Source organism: Corynebacterium guangdongense (genome assembly GCF_030408915.1).
Taxonomy (GTDB): domain Bacteria; phylum Actinomycetota; class Actinomycetes; order Mycobacteriales; family Mycobacteriaceae; genus Corynebacterium; species Corynebacterium guangdongense.
This window is the reverse complement of sequence record NZ_CP047654.1, coordinates 120,884-137,570: the sequence shown is the minus strand read 5'-3', so window position 1 is coordinate 137,570 and position 16,687 is coordinate 120,884. Positions and strand designations below refer to the sequence as shown.

Below are 16,687 nucleotides of genomic sequence, written 5' to 3'. Positions count from 1 at the left end.
TACCGGAAACCCGCACAGCTGTGCGGGTTTCCGTGCTTTCGGGGCCGTGTCGGACCCCTGCGCTAACGTCACCCCCAGCGACCGAAAATATGTTCGATACACCGGGGGAATCGTGACATCAGCAACCGTTGACCAGGCGCACACCACTCTTCACCGCATCCGTTCCTACAGCGACGACGAGCTTGTCGACGCCCTCAGCACCTCCTTCCACCACTTCGAAATCCAGCGCGCCCACGTCCTGGCCATGCTCGGCGAGTTCGACGCACGCAGACTCTTCCGCTCGCGCGGTGCCCCCGATCCGGCCGCCTGGTTGGCCACCTTCGCCGGCCAGTCCACCCGGGCGGCCGAGGACTACCGCACCGTGGCCAGACGACTGCACCGGTGGACCGCGTTCCTCGAGCACTACCTCAACGGCGCCTTCACCTACTCAGTCGTTCGCCTGGCACTGCGCTACGTCACCGAGGAGAACCACGACGAGGTCCTCGGCATGGCCCTGACCATGAACCACCAGCAGCTGCGCGAGGCGCTCAGTGGCCGGCCCGACCAGGAGGACAACGAAGCGCGTGAGCATTTCTCCTACCGGATCGACGAGGACACCGGCTGGCTGAAGGGAAGCATCCGCCTCAATCCCGCCAACGCCGCGGTCTTCCTGGCAGCGATGAAGATCGCCGAGCTGGCGGGCCTCCGCGATCTGGGCGATCTTGACATCCCTACCGACGCCACCCCGCAGGAACTGCTCGAAATCCTCCAGCAGGCGCAGGCGACGGAGAACGCCGTCCCCATGGACGAGGAGGACGTGGACGAAGAAAAGAAGCCGCATGAAAGACACCTGCAACGGAGCGACCTCACGGGCCCGCTGAGCCAGGAGCGCTGGGCCGCCATCGAGCGCCGGGAACGTCAGGGTTCCGGGGAGTCGCCCGACCAGCAGGGATGCTGGGAGGACGACGGTGGGCCGGCCTCCGGGCAGACCGACCCACCACCGGAGGCCCGCTCCGCCCAGCCCGCCAGCCGCCTGGTCTCCCGCTTCGGCCCGCCGACCGCCCGGACCCGGTTGATGGCCCTGATGAACCTGGCCCAGATGGCCAGAACAGCGCCCCGTTCCGCCACCCGGGCACCCGGTGCCGAGATCCACCTGATCATCGGACCGGACGGCCAGCCACGCCTCTTCAACCACCTGGGCGCGGACGCGTCGGCACTGATAAGCATGATCTTCAACGGGACGTTGAAATACCACGTCCAGGACAGCAAAGGCGTCATTCTGAAGACCGGTTCACCTACACGGGTGATTCCCGCCTCCGTCGAGGACGCGGTCCTGGCCACCTGGGGCCACCAGTGCGGTACCCCAGGATGCTGCAACACCCGCTACCTCCAGCTCCACCACATTCGGGGTTTCGCGGAAGGCGGGCCGACGGAGGTCGCCAACCTCATGCCGTTGTGCAGCGGCTGCCACTCGCTGGTCAACGACGGGACGACCACCATCCACATTGACGAGCACGACGAGGCCCTGGTGCACTTCCGCTTTCCCGGCGGCCGCTCCTTCACCGCCCGCCGCCGCGGACTGCCCCTGCGCAACGCCCCCGCCGGCGGCGATTCACCCTACCGCGAGGGTCCCACCCCACATGGGGACGAGAAACTTCTCGAGGCCTGGACGCTCGACAACCTCAGCTTCGATGACATCGCCTGACCCGCACAGCTGTGCGGGTTCCGGGCCGGAAAGTCGGGAAGACAGAACGCCCCGGCGGGATACGCGCACCTCGCACGAACGCGGCTACTTCATCACCTGGTCCAACCAGGCGAATTCGGCGGCGATGACCTCAGTGCCCGCAGCGGTGACGCCAGTCAGGCGGAGCTTCGAGGTGGTGTAGCCGGTCGCGTTGACGCGTGCCGGCGACAGCAGGTTGGACATGCGCAGCTTGAAGGAGCGGCGGGAACCGTTGATGACCACGGTGCCCACGGCGCGCTGACGGGTGAACTCTGTGAGCTTCACCTCGCCGACCTCCGCGTCCTTTTCTTCACCGGAACCGCGCACGTCGAGCACGGGGGTGACTCCGTTGGAGTATTCGGCGCCGTCATCGCCGGTGACGATGGTGCGGATGAACTCCCGCACGGCGACCGGGTCACCGAGGGCGTTGGAGACCCACCGCGTCCCGAGGACGCTGTGCTCCATCGTGGTCAGGGTAGCCAGCGGATCAACCTCCGCCGGGCGGTAGGTCACCGGCATCTGCGAAAGCCGTCCCTCGACGTCCCGGCCGACGTGGACCTCGATTCCCACCTCATCACCCTGGAAGTCGACCAGTCGGTAGGAACCCTCGTAGTCGGTGATGGCCCCGTACCGGGCAACGATCTCCTGCTTGGTGGGGTCGATGTCGGCATCGTAGATGTGGGCGGTTCCGCTCATATTGTCCTCCTCAGATGGTACGGACCACCTTACCCACCTTTAGAAGGTGTCGCCGTCGATGACGAAGCGGTAGCGCACGTCGGAATCGATGGTGCGTCGATAAGCCTCGTTGATGTAGTCCGCGCCGATCACCTCGACGTCGGCGACGACTCCGTGCTCGGCGCAGAAGTCGAGCATCTCCTGGGTTTCCGGGATTCCGCCCACGAGGGAGCCGGCCAGCGAGCGGCGCTTCTGGAGGAAGGTGCGCACGCCGACGGACAGCGGCTCACTCGGCAGACCCAGCTGGACCAGCGTGCCGTCGAGGCGGAGCAGCTCCATATAGGAGTCGATGTCGATCTCGGCGGAGACGGTGTTGATGATCAGGTCAAAGTGGTTGCCGTACTCGTCGACCGGGACGCCGTCCCTGGTCGCGATGAGCTCCTTCGCACCGAACTTCGCCGCGTCCTCCTTCTTCGCGTCCGACTGGGAGAAGACGGAGACCTCGGCGCCCATGGCGACGGCGATCTTCACGCCGACGTGACCGAGGCCGCCCATGCCGATGAAGGCGACGCGCTTGCCCGGTCCGGCGCCCCAGTGCTTCAGCGGGGAGTAGGTGGTGATGCCCGCGCACAGCAGCGGGGCGGCGGCGGCCGGGTCGAGGGAATCCGGGATCTTCAGGGCGAAGTCCTCGCGGACGATGATCTGCTGAGCGTAACCGCCACGGGTGTGCTCGGTTTCGCCGTGATACTTGTTCAGGCCGTTGTAGGTGGTGACGACGCCGGTGTCACAGTAGGAGGTCTCGCCGATGCGGCAGTTGTCGCATTCGTCGCAGGCGTCGACGAAGCAACCGATGCCGACGCGGTCGCCGACCTTGTGCCTGGTGACCTTCGGGCCGACCTCCTCGACGACGCCGATGATCTCGTGACCGGGCACGAACAGCCAGGCCAGGTCAGCTTCGGCGTTGTGGATGTCGGTGTGGCAGATGCCGGAATACTCGATACGCACCCGCAGGTCATCCTCCCGCAGGTCGCGTCGCTCGATCTCGACGAGCTCGACATGGTTCCGGTTTTCCTTCACGCCCCAGGCGCGCACAGTGGTGGTCATGGCAGACGAATGTAGCGCTCGGCCGCTATCCACGCGAGGGATACGGGGGTTAGGCTCAGACACCATGACACCCCCACCGAAGATTCAGCCGGGCGATCCGGACGGCGACTACCCGCTCAACGAGCAGCATTCCGCGGACTTCAACGTCGGTGGAGTCAACCGCATCCTGCCACCCGCCCAACAGTTGGACCAGCTGATCAGTTACCTGGACGCCGCGTATCCGCGTCCGGATTTCACCCCGCCGTGGAAAGGCGGAGCGGGTGACCCGGAACCGGCGGACCGCTATGTGGCGCTGCTGCCCGACCGCATCACCCACGCGGCGCTGATGATGCTGGGCACTGCAGCCGATCACACCATGCCGGGGGTGGCCTTCGCCGGAGACGTCGAGTCGCAGGAGGTTCCGGGCGGGGTCGTCTTCACCCCGAGCAACCCCACCGGCCGCTGGGCCGTGTCCCTCCACTCCGGCGGCTGGTGGCGCGGCTCCGGCGACGCGCTCGATCACCAGTGGCGACCCGAGGTCGCGGCCGCCGCCGAGCTCTCGGGAACGACCATTCTGGATCTGGACCACCCGCTGGCGCCGGAGCACACGGTCGCCGAGATCAGCGCCTTCGTCGCCGACGCCGTCGGCTGGGTCCGCGGCCAGGGCGCCGAGTCCGTCACCGCCTGGGGATACTCCTCCGGCGCCGCGCTGGCCGCCATGCAATCAGAGCTTGTCGACGCCCTCATCCTCACCTATCCGGATCTCGGGTCCGTCGCCGGGCTTCCCGACGAGCTCCGCGCCGACGCCGTGGTCCCCGAACCCGCCGCCTGGCCGACGAAAACGCTGGTCCAGATCGCGACCGAGGACGAGATCGCCCTCCGCCCCGACACCGGTGGGGCGCAGGTCGCGGAGTACCTCTCCCAGCACCGCATCTCCACCCCGGAGGTCGCCCGCCAGCGCATCCGGGACACGGCGGAGTTCCTCAGGGGCGTCTAGCCGGTCTCGACCAGCAGCACCCCAGCCATGATCAGGACGACGCCCAGGCCCATCACCCAGGTGAAGGGCTCGCGGAACACGACGCGCCCGATGACCGCGGTCAGCGCCACGCCCACCGCGGTCCAGATGCCGTAGGCCACGCCGAGCGGCATCCCGCTCGCCAGCGTCACCGACAGCGCGGCATAGGAGAGCACGTAGAAAACCACGACCAGGACGTACATCCCGTTGCGGCCGGCGGAGGCGACCCGCAGGCTGGTCGTCCCGGACACCTCGAGAACAATGGCCAGGGCGAGGAAAAGCCAGCTCATCGACGCCGACCGCCCAGCTCAATGCACAGCACCCCGGCGGCGATGACGGCGATGCCGAGCAGCATGCGGGCGCTGAGGCTCTCGTCGAAAAGCAGGGCCGAGAGCATCGCCGTGGCGGCCACGCCGACCGCTCCCCAGACGCCGTAGGCGACGCCGAGCGCCATCCCGGCGCGCAGCACCCGGTCCAGGAGGACGAAGGTGGCGATGTAGCCGACGAGCACGACGACGTAGAGAATCGGGCGCTCGAGCGCGGCTTTGAGCGTGAGGGTGGCGATGACCTCCGCGATGATCGCGCCAGTCAGCAGCCAGTCAGCCCGGGAACGTGTGTCGGTGTTCACGAAGCGACACTCTAGTCCCGTCGTGACGCAGGCCGGCCCCGTCCCAGAACGGGACCGACCGGGCGGGGTCGTGCGAGGAGCCGTCGGCGCGGACGACGCGCCACCAGTCGGTGAGGTGCCCGTAGCGGCGCATGATCGCGCCCACCTGCCGGGCCCCGGTGCCGGCCTCGGCCGCGAGGTCGCCGTAGGTCGTGACCTCGGCGGGGCCGAGCTTGTCGACGAGCGCCAGCACCGCCTCAGCGGTGTCCGACAGCTCGAACGGTGCCGGATTCTGCATGCTCGCCTCCATGTACCCAGGTCGATGCTTGGGCGCTGCGGAATCGGGCACCGGAATCAGAGGTTGAGGATGTCGTCCGACTCGGAGAGCTCCTCCTCGTAGACGGGAGCCTCAACCTCGGCGAGCATGACGGTGGCGCCCGTGGAGTCGGAGATGATCGCGATCGGGCCGAACTCGGAGTTCGCCGGCTCGCGGATGACCTCGCCACCGAGCTCGACGACGCGTCGGCAGGCGTAGGCCAGGTCCTCGACCCCGATGAAGGTCTGCCAGAAACCCGGCACCTGCGGCGGGAACTGGCCCTCGGAATCGCGCAGGCCCGCGAAGGCGGCGCCGTCCTCCATGGCGGTGGCGTACTTGTCGTCCTCACCCAGCGCCATGATCTCCCAGCCGAACAGGCCACGGTAGAAGTCGATGGCCTGCGCGTGGTTGGAGGTGGCGGAGAGCTCGTGCCACACCGGCGTGGCCGGTTCGCCGGCCGCGACGAAGGCGTCTTCACCGGCCGGCTCAATGAGCCCGAAGAGGGCGCCCGTGGCGTCGGCAAGCACGGCCATGGTGCCGAGCTGGACCTCGGTCGGGGCGCCGAGCACCCGCCCACCCAGCTCAGCGACGCGCGCGAGATCAGCGTCCAGGTCAGCGGAGAGGAAGTAAGTCACCCAGGTTTCCGGCATCGAGCCGTCGTGCGGGATGATGCCGGCGACCGGCAGTCCCTCGGCGCGGGCGATGCGGTAGGAGGAGTCCTCGCGCTCGGCGCTGATCTCCCACCCCAGCAGCTGCGAATAGAAGTAGGAGGACTTGCGGACGTCCGAACTGGACAGGTCGATCCAGTAGGGCATGCCGGGAGTGGCTGCGAAAGCAGGCATTACATGTTCCTCCATTTTTCGGGATCGAAATCGTCGTCGGCGGTGGCCTCGTCGAAGTAGTCGCCGCTGTCGCCGTCGACGCCGCCGGAGACGACGACGGTGCGCCCGTCGACGGTGACCTCGTCGCCGTCGACGAGCGTGCGGCCGCGGCGGGTGTCGACCTCGCCGTTGACGCTGACCGCGCCTTCGGCGATGAGCTCCTTGGCGTGGCCACCGGACTCGACGAGGTTGGCCAGCTTGATGAACTGCCCCAGCTTGATGGACTCGCCGGTGATGGCGACTGATTCAGACATGGCCAACAGCCTAGCCCTGATCCCGGGGCATGATGTTCATGGTGTCGATGTTGACGCGCTTGGGCAGCGAGGCCACCCAGCGGATGGCCTCCGCGACGTCCTCGGCCAGGACGTTGACCTTGTCCTGGTAGACGGCACGGGCCTTCGCCTCGTCGCCGCCGAAGCGGACCAGGGAGAACTCCTCGGTGTCGACCCGGCCCGGGGCGATCTCGGTGATGCGGATCTTCGCGCCCGCCTCGATCTCCTCCAGGCGCTGGGCACGGGTCAGCGCCCTGACCCCGAACTTGGCGGCGTTGTACGCGGAACCGCCGACGTAGGGGTCCAGCCCGGCCTTGGAGCCGACGTTGACGATGAGGCCCTCGGCCTCCCGCAGCTTCTCCAGCAGCGCGGTGGTCATCCGGACCGTACCGAGGACGTTGACGTCGAACATCCACTGCCAGTCCTCGATCGCCGTCTCCTGCAGCGGGGCCAGGCCCTTGGCGCCGCCCGCGTTGTTGACCAGCAGGTCCACCCGGGGCAGCAGATCGGCCAGGTGGTCCACCGACTCCTGGTCCGTGACGTCGAGGGTGACGGCGGTGCCGCCGATCTCCTCGGCCAGCTTCTCGATTCTCTCCGTACGGCGGGCGGCCAGGACGACGTGCCAGCCGTCCTCGGCGAGTGCTCGGGCGGTGGCGGCTCCGATTCCGGAGGAGGCACCGGTGACGACTGCGGTCTTACGCTCGGTGATCATGCCCGCCAGTGTGGCACAGGATTCTGGTTAGGGTTGGGACATGAACACCGAAGAGTGGATGGGATTCATCCTGCTGGCTGCGGCGATCGTCGCGGTGACCTTTTCCCAGCACCTGACGGCGCGGGGGCACGACCGGGGGACGCTGCACCGCCGCGACGCCCGTGGCCTGCTGCTCGGGCGCACCAGGTACCTCACTGAGGACGCGGCCTGGGAGGCGGGAAACGCCGCCGCCCGCCCGCTGATGACCTGGATCATCCGCCTGGGGATCGCAGGACTCGCCCTGGCCGTGGCCGCCCTGTTCTTCTGGCCCGGGCTGGCGAGGTGGCTGGCGGCCGGGACGCTGACGCTGCAGGTGGCCCTGTGGGTGATCAACACAGTGCGGCTCGTGCGGGCCTCGGGCGGGATGGTGGATTCGCTCGGGAGGTAGCCGCTTCGTTTCGAAAGGCCTCACCCCGAACTTGCGAGCGGTTTCGAAACGAAGACCGGATCTGCGAGTCCTCTGCGGATGAGGCCTTTCGAAACGACCAGGCCGCTACAACCCCTTCTGCCGGATCGTGATGTTGATGCGTCCTTGCGCCAGGCCGCAGTCGGCGGGCGACGTCTGGTCGCGCACCTCCACGACCCCGTGGTAGGCGCGCCGCTTCGGCCCCCCGAACACGATCAGGTCGCCGCTCATGAGCACCACGTCGTCCCAGGGTCTGTTGCGGTTCTCGGTGCCGCCGATGCGGAACAGGGCCTCATCGCCGATGGACAGGGAGACCACCGGGGCGTCGGATTCCTCGTTGGCGTCGACGTGCAGGCCCATCCGGGAACCCGGCGGATAATAGTTGACCAGCGCGATCTCCGGCCGGAACCGGCCCTTCGACCAGGGTTCCAGGGCGGGATCGACGGCAGCCGCGGCATCCACGGACTCCCCGGCCAACGCGGAAAAGCTGGCGGGCAGCGCGGGCACGTCAGCCCCCTCCACCCGCCGCACGTACCCGTAGGGCCGGGTGGACCAGTGCCAGCCCAGCGACAGGATGTACGCGCTCATCCTCCCCGAGGCGAGCACCGGGCGCTCCATCCCGACCGGGGTGCCCGCCACGCTCCGGGCGATCGCGCGCGCCTCGGCGACCAGCTCCCGCTGCCGCCGCAGCGGCAGGAAGCCCGGGAGGTGGGCGACGCCGTCGGTGACGCGGGTGGCGGGGCGGGGGAGGTCGTCGAAAAGCACTGGCGCCGAGTGTATCGGCCCCCTCCCCCGACAATGCGTGGGGCACAATGGAGCGCATGTCCGACAAGTACCGTTCCTTTGACCGCATGATCTCCGGCCAGTGGTATCTGCCCGATTCCGCCGAGGCCACCGAGGTCCATGAGCGTTGCTGGACGCATCTCAAGGCATTCAACGACGCCGCGAACCTTGAGGACGCCAGCGACCACCTCGCCGCCCTCCTCAAGCCGGGTTCCGCGGTCCCCGAGACCTGGGCGCCGCTGTTCATCGAGTACGGCGTGAACACCAGCTTCGGCGAGGGCTGTTTCATCAACGTCGGCATGACCATCCTCGACTGCGCCCCGGTCACGGTCGGTGCGCGCACGCTCTTCGGCCCGGAGTGCCAGCTCATCACGGTCGGCCACCCGGTCGAGGACGTGCAGATGCGCCGCGACGGCTGGGAGCGAGCCCAGCCGATCACCATCGGCGAGGACTGCTGGTTCGGCGCGGGCGTGAAGGTCCTGCCGGGGGTGAGCGTCGGCGACCGCTGTGTCATCGCCGCGGGCGCGGTCGTGACCAGGGACGTCCCGGACGACAGCATGGTCATGGGCGTTCCCGGCCGCGTCGTGCGCACCCTGAACCGAACGGGCGAATCGGAGCGCAGCCAGATTGACCTTTGATCTCGAGACCATCGGTGCGGGCCTGCCCGTCGCCGACACGATCGCCCAGCTCCCGGAGCTGATCGAGCAGACCGGCACGCTCGTTGTCGAGGCGCCGCCCGGGACCGGCAAGACGACACTGGTCCCGCCAGCGCTCGCCAACCACACCGGCGGGAAAGTGCTGGTCACTGCACCCCGGCGCGTGGCGGTCCGCGCCGCTTATCGACGCCTCCGCCAGCTCTCCGGCTCCGACGCGGTCGGCTACTCCATCCGCGGGGAGCACGTCCCGGGCAGCGCGGTGGAGTTCGTCACCCCCGGCGTCCTCCTGCGCCGGCTGCTCGCCGATCCCGAGCTCGAGGGCGTGGCCGCCGTCGCCGTCGATGAGGTCCACGAGCGCCAGATCGACACGGATCTCATCCTCGGCATGCTGGTGGAGCTGGCCCAGCTGCGCGATGACCTCCGCGTCGCCGCCATGTCCGCGACCCTGGACGCCAACCGCTACTCCGAGCTGCTCGGCGGCGCCGCCGTCCTATCGACTCCGGCGGTGACGCACCCGCTGGAGTACGAGCACGCCCCACACGAGGGTCGGCTCACCGGCAGCCGCGAGTTCTACTGCCACCTGGGTGAGCAGGCGCTGCGGGCCGTCGAGAAGCGCGGTGAATCCGCGCTGGTCTTCGTGCCCGGCGTGCGCGAGGTCGAACAGGTCGTCGCCGTCACCGGCGGCCTGCCGCTGCACGGACGGCTGGAGTCGGCGGAGCAGGACGCGGCGCTGACACCGCGCGCGCAGCCGCGCATCGTGGTCTCCACCGCGGTCGCCGAGTCCTCGCTGACCGTGCCCGGCGTGCGCATCGTCGTCGATTCCGGCCTCTCCCGGGTCCCGCGCCGCGACGCGCTGCGGAACATGACCGGCCTGATCACCGTTTCCGAGGCGAAGTCCACCGCCGACCAGCGCGCCGGCCGCGCCGGCCGGGAGGGCCCCGGCCTGGTCATTCGCGCCTTCAGCGAGTCCGACTATCGCCACCTGACCCCGCACATCACGCCGGAGATCCAGACCGCCGACCTCACCGACGCGGCGCTGACCCTGGCCTGCTGGGGCACTCCCCGCGGGGAGGGGCTGCCGCTGCTGGATCCGCCCCCGGCCGCGGCGATCACCGCTGCGGAGGCCACCCTGCGCGGCATCGGCGCCGTCACCGAGGCCGGTCACGCCACCGAGCACGGTCGCCAGCTGGCCCGCATGCCGGTCGATCCCCGGCTCGGCACCGCGCTGCTCAGGTACGGACGCCAGGCCGCCCCGATCGTGGCGGCGCTGGCGGATTCGCCCCGCGGCGACGTCGCCCAGGCCCGTCCGGACAAACGCCAGGTGGCCCGTTTCCGGAAGCTCGTCGACGATCGCGGCCCCGCCACCGCCGGGCAGGTCATCGCCGCCGCCTTCCCCGCCCAGGTCGCCCGCCTGGTCGGCGAGGAGTATCTCCTGGCCTCCGGCACCCGCGCCCGGCTCCCCGGTGACCTCGGTCTCGGCGGCGAGTGGCTGGCCGTGGCCGAGGTCTCGCGCACCGGCGCCCGCGCCACCATCCGCGCCGGCGCCCGACTGACGGAACAGCAGGCGCTCGAGGCCGTCGGTGTCGAGGAGGCGCTGGTCGCCGAGCTTGTCGACGGCAAGATACGCGGCCGCCAGGTCCGTCGCGCCGGAGCCATCGAACTGTCCTCCACCCCCACCAGAGTGCCCGCGGACAAGGCCGCCGAGGCGCTGGCCGAGACGGTGACCGTCTCCGACTTCACCTTCTCCGAGAGGGCGCAGGCCCTGCGGGATCGCATTGATTTCCTGCATGAGCGGGTGGGTGAGCCGTGGGCGTCGACAAGCGGCGCGGACGTCACACCGGAGCTCGTGCAGGTCGCCCGGGGGACGCCGATTCACAAGGTGGACATGTACCCGGCGATGCAGCGCCTGCTGCCCTGGCCCGAGGCGGCGCGACTGGATGAGCTCGCGCCGGAGCGCCTGGCGGTGCCCAGCGGCTCGCGCCCGCGGATCAGCTACGCCGACGGGAGGCCCACCGTGCGGGTCAAGCTGCAGGAATGCTTCGGGCTCGCGTCAAGTCCGGAATGCGCGGGCGTGCGGGTGCTGTTCCACCTGCTCTCCCCCGCCGGCCGGCCGCTGGCGGTGACGGACGATCTCGCCAGTTTCTGGGAGGGGCCCTACCAGGACGTGAGAAAGGAAATGCGCGGCCGCTACCCGAAACACCCCTGGCCCGAGGACCCGTGGACGGCGCAGGCGACCGCGCGAACGAAAAGAAGAAGTTAAGCCACGGCGACGAGCTCGTGGAAACGCAGGCCCTCCGGGAGCCACGGATGCGTTACCGAAGCGGCGGCGAGCAGGGGCAGAACATCCGAGGGCGCGAAGACGTTCACCTCGTCGACGTCCAGCAGCCGGGCCTGCTCCACCAGATCCCCGATGATCTGATCGGCCGTTTCTTCTGTCGCGCTGTGAATGGTGATGTTCATGTGACCGACTATAAGTAGTTCAGCTGACAATCTGCTGCCATGAAAGATGGACGCTCATGACAATCACTAGCGACAGCAGGGCGTAGCGGACGAATCTGGAACCGCCCCCGAGCACGGTCCGCGCGCCCACCTGCGCGCCGACGATGTTCGCCACCGCCAGGACCAGGCCCAGCTGCCAATGGACGTGCCCGCCGATCGCGAAGACGACCAGCGCGCCGAGGTTGGTCGAGGTGTTGACCACCTTGGACATCGTCGCCGAGCGCAGGAAGCTCTGGGAGAAAATGAGGGTGAACGCCATGATGAGGAACATCCCGGTGCCGGGGCCGAAAATACCGTCATAGAAGCCGATGACGGCCACCGCCAGCAGCGCGACGACGCTACGCCACCGGGCCCCGAGGGGTTCCCCCTCCTCCGTGCCGAAGCTCGGCTTGAACACCACGTACACGCCGACGGCGAGCATGAGCACGATGATGACGGGACGCAGGACGGCGTCGTCGAGCAGGCTGGCGGTGGCGGCGCCGGTCCCGGCGGCGAGCGCACCCAGAACCACGTAGAAGGGAGTGAAGCGGGGCCGGACGCGGCGCACCAGCGTCACCGCCGCCGAGGCCGTCCCGAACACCGCGGCCAGCTTGTTCGTGCCCAGCGCCGTCGCCGGAGCCAGCCCCGGCGCCACCGAGAGAATCAACGGGATGAGCACCAGCCCGCCTCCCCCGATGACCGCGTCGACCCACCCCGCCAGCGCGGAACCTGCGATGAGCGCACCCCACCCGATAGCATCCATGAGTCGGAGTATTCCACGAATGAGGAGCGACCATGAGCACTCTTGTCCGGTGGTTGATCGTCGCTCCCCTGTCGGTCGCCCTCGGACTGCTGCTCAATCACTGGCACGTCCCCGCCGGCTGGATCCTGGCCGCGATCCTCGCCTCCGGGTCGATGGCGCTGATCAGCGGCCGGGAGCTGCCCATCAACGCCCGCTTCTACCAGTTCTCCCGCGGTATCATCGGCATCCTCGCGGCGGTCCCGCTCGTGAGCGTCCCGCCACGCGACATCGTCTCCCTGCTGCCCGCCGGCGTCTTCGTCACCACGGTCACCCTCGGCATCGGTGTTGGCGGCGGCCTGCTGCTGGCCCGCTCGCAACCGTCGATCAGCCGGGAAACCGGTGTGTTGTCGATGCTGGCCGGCGCCGCCTCGATGATGCCCGCCATCGCCACGGAGGTCGGCGGAGATCCCCGCTACGTGGCGCTGGGCCAGTACCTGCGGCTGCTCGCCGTCTCAATGACGCTGCCGCTGGTGGCCGGCCTGCTGCCCATGCCGGGCGGCGGTCAGGCGACGGCGGCGCCGGTGGTCCAGGACAGCTGGCTCATGATGGCGGTGATCGTGCTGGTCGCGCTGATCGGCCAACCCGTCGCCCGGGCGCTGCACATTCCCGTGCCAGGCATGCTGGGCCCCCTGCTGCTGACCGTCCTGATCTCGGCGTTCCTGCCCGAGGGCCACACCATGCTCCCGCCCGAGGCGTTGACCGTGGTGTCCTTCCTCGCCGTCGGCTGGGTATGCGGCGGCATGCTTTCGGTGCCCGCCCTCGCGGCCTTCGCCCGACAGCTGCCCGCCACCATCGCCTTCATCGTTATCGTCATGGCCGCCTGCGCCCTGAGCGCGCTGCCCCTGACCAGCTGGCTGGGCGTCACCTACTTCGAGGCCTACCTGGCCACCAGCCCCGGCGCTCTGGAGACGGTGCTCGCGCTCGGCTCCGAAGGCGGCGCCGGGCCCGAGGTGGTCGTGATCCAGCTGATCCGGCTCATGGGCGTGCTCGCCGTCGTGGGGTTGCTGCCGCGGCTGCTGGGCGGGTCGGACGGGTCGGACGGGTCGGAGCGTTCCGGGACAAAGGGCGCTGGTTAAAGGGCCCCGCCTTTGTCCATACGGAACACGTATCACTCGACCTTTAACCCGTTGTCTTTGCCCAGCTGGGGGCGGAGCGAAGAGTACGTCGAACGTCGGCAAGCATGAGGCCGCCTCGGATGTCACGTGAGCCGTACCGACGCTCCACGTAACCGGCGTTCTGCAGCAGCTTCTCCCGCTGCCGTTCCGCACGAATCACGTCATCGGTGGGCTTGCCGAAGGTGTGCCCGTCATACTTAAGTTCGCCGTCGATCTCGACGATGAGCCAGCCGTCGATGAGGTTGTCCGGCCGAACCCGGCGACCCCCGATTGTGACTTCCTGCTGGGGAACGATGGAATGACGCCCGATCTCCGCATCCAGCTTCAGGAGAGCCGTAGCCTCCGACTCGAGCGGACTTTCTGCGAGCCCAGTGGATAGTTCCAGGGCCTGCCGCACCATGCCGATCCCAAAGAACTTTCCCATGGTCAGGCCGTCGAGTGGCAGTGCCGGGAATCGTCGTCGCGCACTGTCGATGGCAACCACTCCTGCAATGACGCCGTGGTAACGAGCGACGTCGCGGAGCGTCCTGGCGACCGTCGACACGCGGACGCCTTCCATGTCGATCACCTCGTGTCCATGGAGATGGGATCGTCGGTAGACCACGTAAGGGTGCCGCTGGGACCTGGGCGGCGCAGAACGCGTGAGGTAGGCGAGCTCGACGAGCGGGTCCAGCCCGAGCGTCCACAGACCATGTATGACCGCCGCGGAACGGGAAACAAGGACCGCCCGGTCAGCCGACCATCCGAACGCAAGGGTGCGGGCGCGAACCCGATCCCAGGGCGGCAACTCCGTGAAGCGTTCACGAAGCATCGCGATCTCGGGGGTCAGGCGGTGGTAATGGCCGGCGGCGATGGCGGCGCGGAGAATGTGGTCGGCATTGGTCAGGCGGCGAAGGTCAACGAAGTGCGCGGTGATGTCGTCATGGCTCATGCCCCACACTGTCGGGCAGATGTCGAAGATGCGCTCAAGGGATGAACCCGAATCGACGGAACGTGTGGATAACCCGGGTTGTTAAACAAGGTTGGCAAAAGGCCCCTGGCCAAAGGGCGACGCCTTTAACCACACAGAACGGAAATCTGCGGCCTGTGACCAGACGCCTTTCACCGATCAGCGCCTCGGCCGGGACCTACTCGCCCTGCACCGGACGCAGTTCGAGGTCCTGCCCGCAGGCGGCGGAACCGCGGACGGCGATGGACTCGGCCTCGGTGCGGGTGGCCGCCTCGATGATCCAGAAGCCCCCGAGCTGCGGGGAGTCGGGGTACAGCGGGCCGTCCCCGAGGGTGCCTTCCACGCTCACCGTGACCGCGGTGGCCGGCTCCTGCAGGCCGCACGCGTAGACGAGCTGGCCGGCGTCGATGAGGGATTGGTTGAAAGCGTCGACCTGCGCGAACGCCTGCTCGGGAGCGAGCGTGGAGTCGGCGCCGTAGCGGCCGGGCGCGTGGTGGACGGCGAGCAGGTACTGGGCCATTAGTCGAGAACTTCCTCACGGAGGATGGACAGCGGGACGCTGCCGAGTCTAAGCGCTTCCGCGTGGAATTGCGGGGCGCTGAGCCCCTGCTTCAGGGCCTCTTCACGGGTCTCGAGCCAGATGCGCTGGCCCAGGGCATAGGACGGGGCCTGGCCGGGCCAGCCGAGGTAGCGGTCAATCTCGAAGGTGAGGTTCGCGTCGTCCATCGCGGAGTTCTCGCGGAGGAAGGACTTCGCGTACGCGGCGTCCCAGGTGCCGTTGCCCTCGATGTTCTTCTTGTGCAGGTGGACGCCGATGTCGAGCACGACGCGGGCGGCGCGCAGGCGCTGGGAATCCAGGTAGCCCATGTAGTTGCCCAGGTCGGAGTGGTAGCCCAGCTCCTTCATGAGGGTCTCGGCGTAGAGCGCCCAGCCCTCACCGTGCCCGGAGTTCCAGCAGGCGACGCGGCGCCAGAGGTTGAGGTTCTCGCGCTCGGCGACGGTCGTGCCCAGCTGGAGGTGATGGCCCGGCACGCCCTCATGGAAGACCGTGGTCAGTTCCTGCCAGGTGTGGAAGATGGTCTGGCCGGCGGGCACGGACCACCACATGCGTCCCGGCCGCGAGAAGTCGTCGGCCGGCGGGGTGTAGAAGATCGAGCCGGAACCGGCCGGATCGATGCGGGCCTCGAGGGCGCGGACCTGTTCCGGGATGTCGAATTCGGTCCCGTTGAGCTTGGCGATGGTCTCGTCGGCGACGCCCTGCATCCAGTCAACGAGGGCGTCGGTGCCCTCGATGGTGTAGCGGTTCTCGTGGTTGAGCTTGCGGTAGGCCGAGCGCACGGAGCACTCCGGGCCGTACAGCTCATGGGCGACGGCCTCCTGCTCTCTGCTGATCTCGCGCAGCCGGTGCAGGCCCCACTCGTAGGCCTCGTCGAGGTCGACGGTGTCGCCGACGAAATAGTGGCTGAACATCTCGTAGCGTTCGCGGCCGACGGCGTCGTCGTGCGGGGCCTGGGGCGCCAGCTCGGTGGACAACCAGTCGGCCATCTCGGCGAAGGCGTCCCGGGCGGACTCGAGATCCGGGTTCTCCTGGGCGACGCCGAGACCGTCGAGCATGGAACCGGCGTCCGCGAGCTGCTCGCACTGGGAGATGACGGCCTCGACCTGGCGGTGGGCGGCGACGTGGCCCTGGGCGGCGGCCGCGGCCAGCGACTCCCGGTAGCCGGCGAGCGAGGCGGGCACCTTGGACAGGCGCGAACGGATCGCGTCGATCTGCTCCGGAGTCTCGTTGGGCATCAGCGAGAAGGAGTCGCGGATGATCTGGACCGGGGACTCGATGTTGTTGAGCAGGCGCAGGTACTCGCCGTGGTGGTGGAGGTCGACCTCCAGGCTCAGGCGATCGCGCAGGACGGCCGCGGTGACATGGTCGACGTCGTCGAAGTCGTCCTCGTCGTCCGAATCGTCGGTGCCGTCGTTGAGGGCGTCAACGTCGGCGAGCATGTCACGGATGCGATCCGCCACGGCGTCCCAGTAGGCCGGGGAGAAGTCCTGGAGTTGGCCGTCGTAGCCGGAGATTCCCCAGGCGGTGGCGTCGAGAAGCGACGGGGTGCGGGGCTGGTCGGTCGTCTCTCCAGTAAGAGGCTCGGCACTCATGAGGGGTGATGATAGCCCCCGGAGAGGTCTCTTTCCACCTGGGCG

The 16,687-nt window shown here is 68.6% G+C and carries 20 protein-coding genes; 6 read left to right on the top strand and 14 right to left on the bottom strand.

Annotated features, from left to right (window positions below):
* The first annotated feature begins 112 nt into the window (after window positions 1–112).
* Entirely contained in the window at window positions 113–1,684 is a 1,572-nt protein-coding gene (locus CGUA_RS00695) for an HNH endonuclease signature motif containing protein (protein WP_290196703.1), read from the top strand.
* Between the two features lie 84 nt (window positions 1,685–1,768).
* On the opposite strand, the gene CGUA_RS00690 is transcribed toward CGUA_RS00695, so the two are convergent.
* The gene (locus CGUA_RS00690) at window positions 1,769–2,398 is read right to left on the bottom strand and encodes a CG0192 family protein (RefSeq protein WP_290196702.1); all 630 of its coding nucleotides are present in this window, start codon (window positions 2,396–2,398) and stop codon (window positions 1,769–1,771) included.
* A 39-nt stretch (window positions 2,399–2,437) separates the two neighbouring features.
* Window positions 2,438–3,481, bottom strand: coding sequence for an NAD(P)-dependent alcohol dehydrogenase (locus tag CGUA_RS00685; protein WP_290196700.1), 1,044 nt, complete (start codon window positions 3,479–3,481; stop codon window positions 2,438–2,440).
* A gap of 64 nt (window positions 3,482–3,545) precedes the next feature.
* Here CGUA_RS00685 and CGUA_RS00680 point away from each other — a divergent pair, with 64 nt between their 5' ends.
* Window positions 3,546–4,457, top strand: coding sequence for an alpha/beta hydrolase (locus tag CGUA_RS00680; protein WP_290196697.1), 912 nt, complete (start codon window positions 3,546–3,548; stop codon window positions 4,455–4,457).
* Here CGUA_RS00680 and CGUA_RS00675 read toward each other — a convergent pair.
* Genes CGUA_RS00675 through CGUA_RS00650 form a run of 6 tightly spaced genes read right to left on the bottom strand, consistent with a single transcriptional unit; the run spans window position 4,454 to window position 7,263 of the window.
* Entirely contained in the window at window positions 4,454–4,765 is a 312-nt protein-coding gene (locus CGUA_RS00675; protein WP_290196695.1) for a DMT family transporter, read from the bottom strand. The genes CGUA_RS00680 and CGUA_RS00675 overlap by 4 nt on opposite strands.
* Complete coding sequence (locus tag CGUA_RS00670) at window positions 4,762–5,103, bottom strand: DMT family transporter (protein ID WP_290196692.1); 342 nt, start codon at window positions 5,101–5,103, stop codon at window positions 4,762–4,764. Before CGUA_RS00670 ends, CGUA_RS00675 begins: the two co-directional genes overlap by 4 nt.
* Complete coding sequence (locus CGUA_RS00665; RefSeq protein ID WP_290196690.1) at window positions 5,075–5,380, bottom strand: MGMT family protein; 306 nt, start codon at window positions 5,378–5,380, stop codon at window positions 5,075–5,077. The genes CGUA_RS00670 and CGUA_RS00665 overlap by 29 nt, the downstream gene beginning before the upstream one ends.
* A gap of 56 nt (window positions 5,381–5,436) precedes the next feature.
* On the bottom strand, window positions 5,437–6,240 hold the full coding sequence (locus CGUA_RS00660; protein ID WP_290196688.1) for a VOC family protein: 804 nt from the start codon (window positions 6,238–6,240) through the stop codon (window positions 5,437–5,439).
* Window positions 6,240–6,533 (bottom strand): RNA-binding S4 domain-containing protein, encoded by a 294-nt coding sequence (locus tag CGUA_RS00655; RefSeq protein WP_290196686.1) that lies wholly within the window; start codon window positions 6,531–6,533, stop codon window positions 6,240–6,242. Before CGUA_RS00655 ends, CGUA_RS00660 begins: the two co-directional genes overlap by 1 nt.
* Before the next feature lie 10 nt (window positions 6,534–6,543).
* Entirely contained in the window at window positions 6,544–7,263 is a 720-nt protein-coding gene (locus CGUA_RS00650; RefSeq protein ID WP_290196684.1) for an SDR family NAD(P)-dependent oxidoreductase, read from the bottom strand.
* A 40-nt stretch (window positions 7,264–7,303) separates the two neighbouring features.
* Here CGUA_RS00650 and CGUA_RS00645 point away from each other — a divergent pair, with 40 nt between their 5' ends.
* A complete protein-coding gene (locus CGUA_RS00645; protein ID WP_290196682.1) occupies window positions 7,304–7,690 on the top strand; it encodes a hypothetical protein in 387 nt (128 codons plus the stop codon).
* Between the two features lie 105 nt (window positions 7,691–7,795).
* Here the strand turns inward: CGUA_RS00645 and CGUA_RS00640 are convergent, their stop codons facing one another.
* Window positions 7,796–8,473, bottom strand: coding sequence for an alpha-ketoglutarate-dependent dioxygenase AlkB family protein (locus CGUA_RS00640; protein WP_290196680.1), 678 nt, complete (start codon window positions 8,471–8,473; stop codon window positions 7,796–7,798).
* 56 nt (window positions 8,474–8,529) lie between these two features.
* Between CGUA_RS00640 and CGUA_RS00635 the strand changes: the two genes are divergently transcribed.
* Complete coding sequence (locus tag CGUA_RS00635) at window positions 8,530–9,129, top strand: sugar O-acetyltransferase (RefSeq protein ID WP_290196678.1); 600 nt, start codon at window positions 8,530–8,532, stop codon at window positions 9,127–9,129.
* On the top strand, window positions 9,119–11,407 hold the full coding sequence (locus tag CGUA_RS00630) for an ATP-dependent RNA helicase (protein ID WP_290196676.1): 2,289 nt from the start codon (window positions 9,119–9,121) through the stop codon (window positions 11,405–11,407). The genes CGUA_RS00635 and CGUA_RS00630 overlap by 11 nt, the downstream gene beginning before the upstream one ends.
* Here CGUA_RS00630 and CGUA_RS00625 read toward each other — a convergent pair.
* Together CGUA_RS00625 and CGUA_RS00620 are read right to left on the bottom strand one after the other, a co-directional pair.
* Window positions 11,404–11,607: a hypothetical protein gene (locus tag CGUA_RS00625; protein ID WP_290196674.1), complete on the bottom strand. Its 204-nt coding sequence runs from the start codon at window positions 11,605–11,607 to the stop codon at window positions 11,404–11,406. The two genes, CGUA_RS00630 and CGUA_RS00625, sit on opposite strands and share 4 nt — an antisense overlap.
* 19 nt (window positions 11,608–11,626) lie before the next feature.
* Complete coding sequence (locus CGUA_RS00620; protein ID WP_290196672.1) at window positions 11,627–12,388, bottom strand: TSUP family transporter; 762 nt, start codon at window positions 12,386–12,388, stop codon at window positions 11,627–11,629.
* Window positions 12,389–12,420: 32 nt separating this feature from the next.
* On the opposite strand from CGUA_RS00620, the gene CGUA_RS00615 reads away from it, so the two are divergent.
* Window positions 12,421–13,503: an AbrB family transcriptional regulator gene (locus CGUA_RS00615; protein WP_290196670.1), complete on the top strand. Its 1,083-nt coding sequence runs from the start codon at window positions 12,421–12,423 to the stop codon at window positions 13,501–13,503.
* 43 nt (window positions 13,504–13,546) lie between these two features.
* On the opposite strand, the gene CGUA_RS00610 is transcribed toward CGUA_RS00615, so the two are convergent.
* The 3 genes from CGUA_RS00610 to CGUA_RS00600 form a co-directional block, all read right to left on the bottom strand.
* Entirely contained in the window at window positions 13,547–14,473 is a 927-nt protein-coding gene (locus CGUA_RS00610; protein ID WP_290196668.1) for a hypothetical protein, read from the bottom strand.
* Window positions 14,474–14,669: 196 nt separating this feature from the next.
* A complete protein-coding gene (locus CGUA_RS00605; protein WP_290196666.1) occupies window positions 14,670–15,011 on the bottom strand; it encodes a YciI family protein in 342 nt (113 codons plus the stop codon).
* Window positions 15,011–16,642, bottom strand: a complete 1,632-nt coding sequence (locus tag CGUA_RS00600) for a DUF885 domain-containing protein (protein WP_290196664.1) — start codon at window positions 16,640–16,642, stop codon at window positions 15,011–15,013. Before CGUA_RS00600 ends, CGUA_RS00605 begins: the two co-directional genes overlap by 1 nt.
* Between the last annotated feature and the right edge of the window lie 45 nt (window positions 16,643–16,687).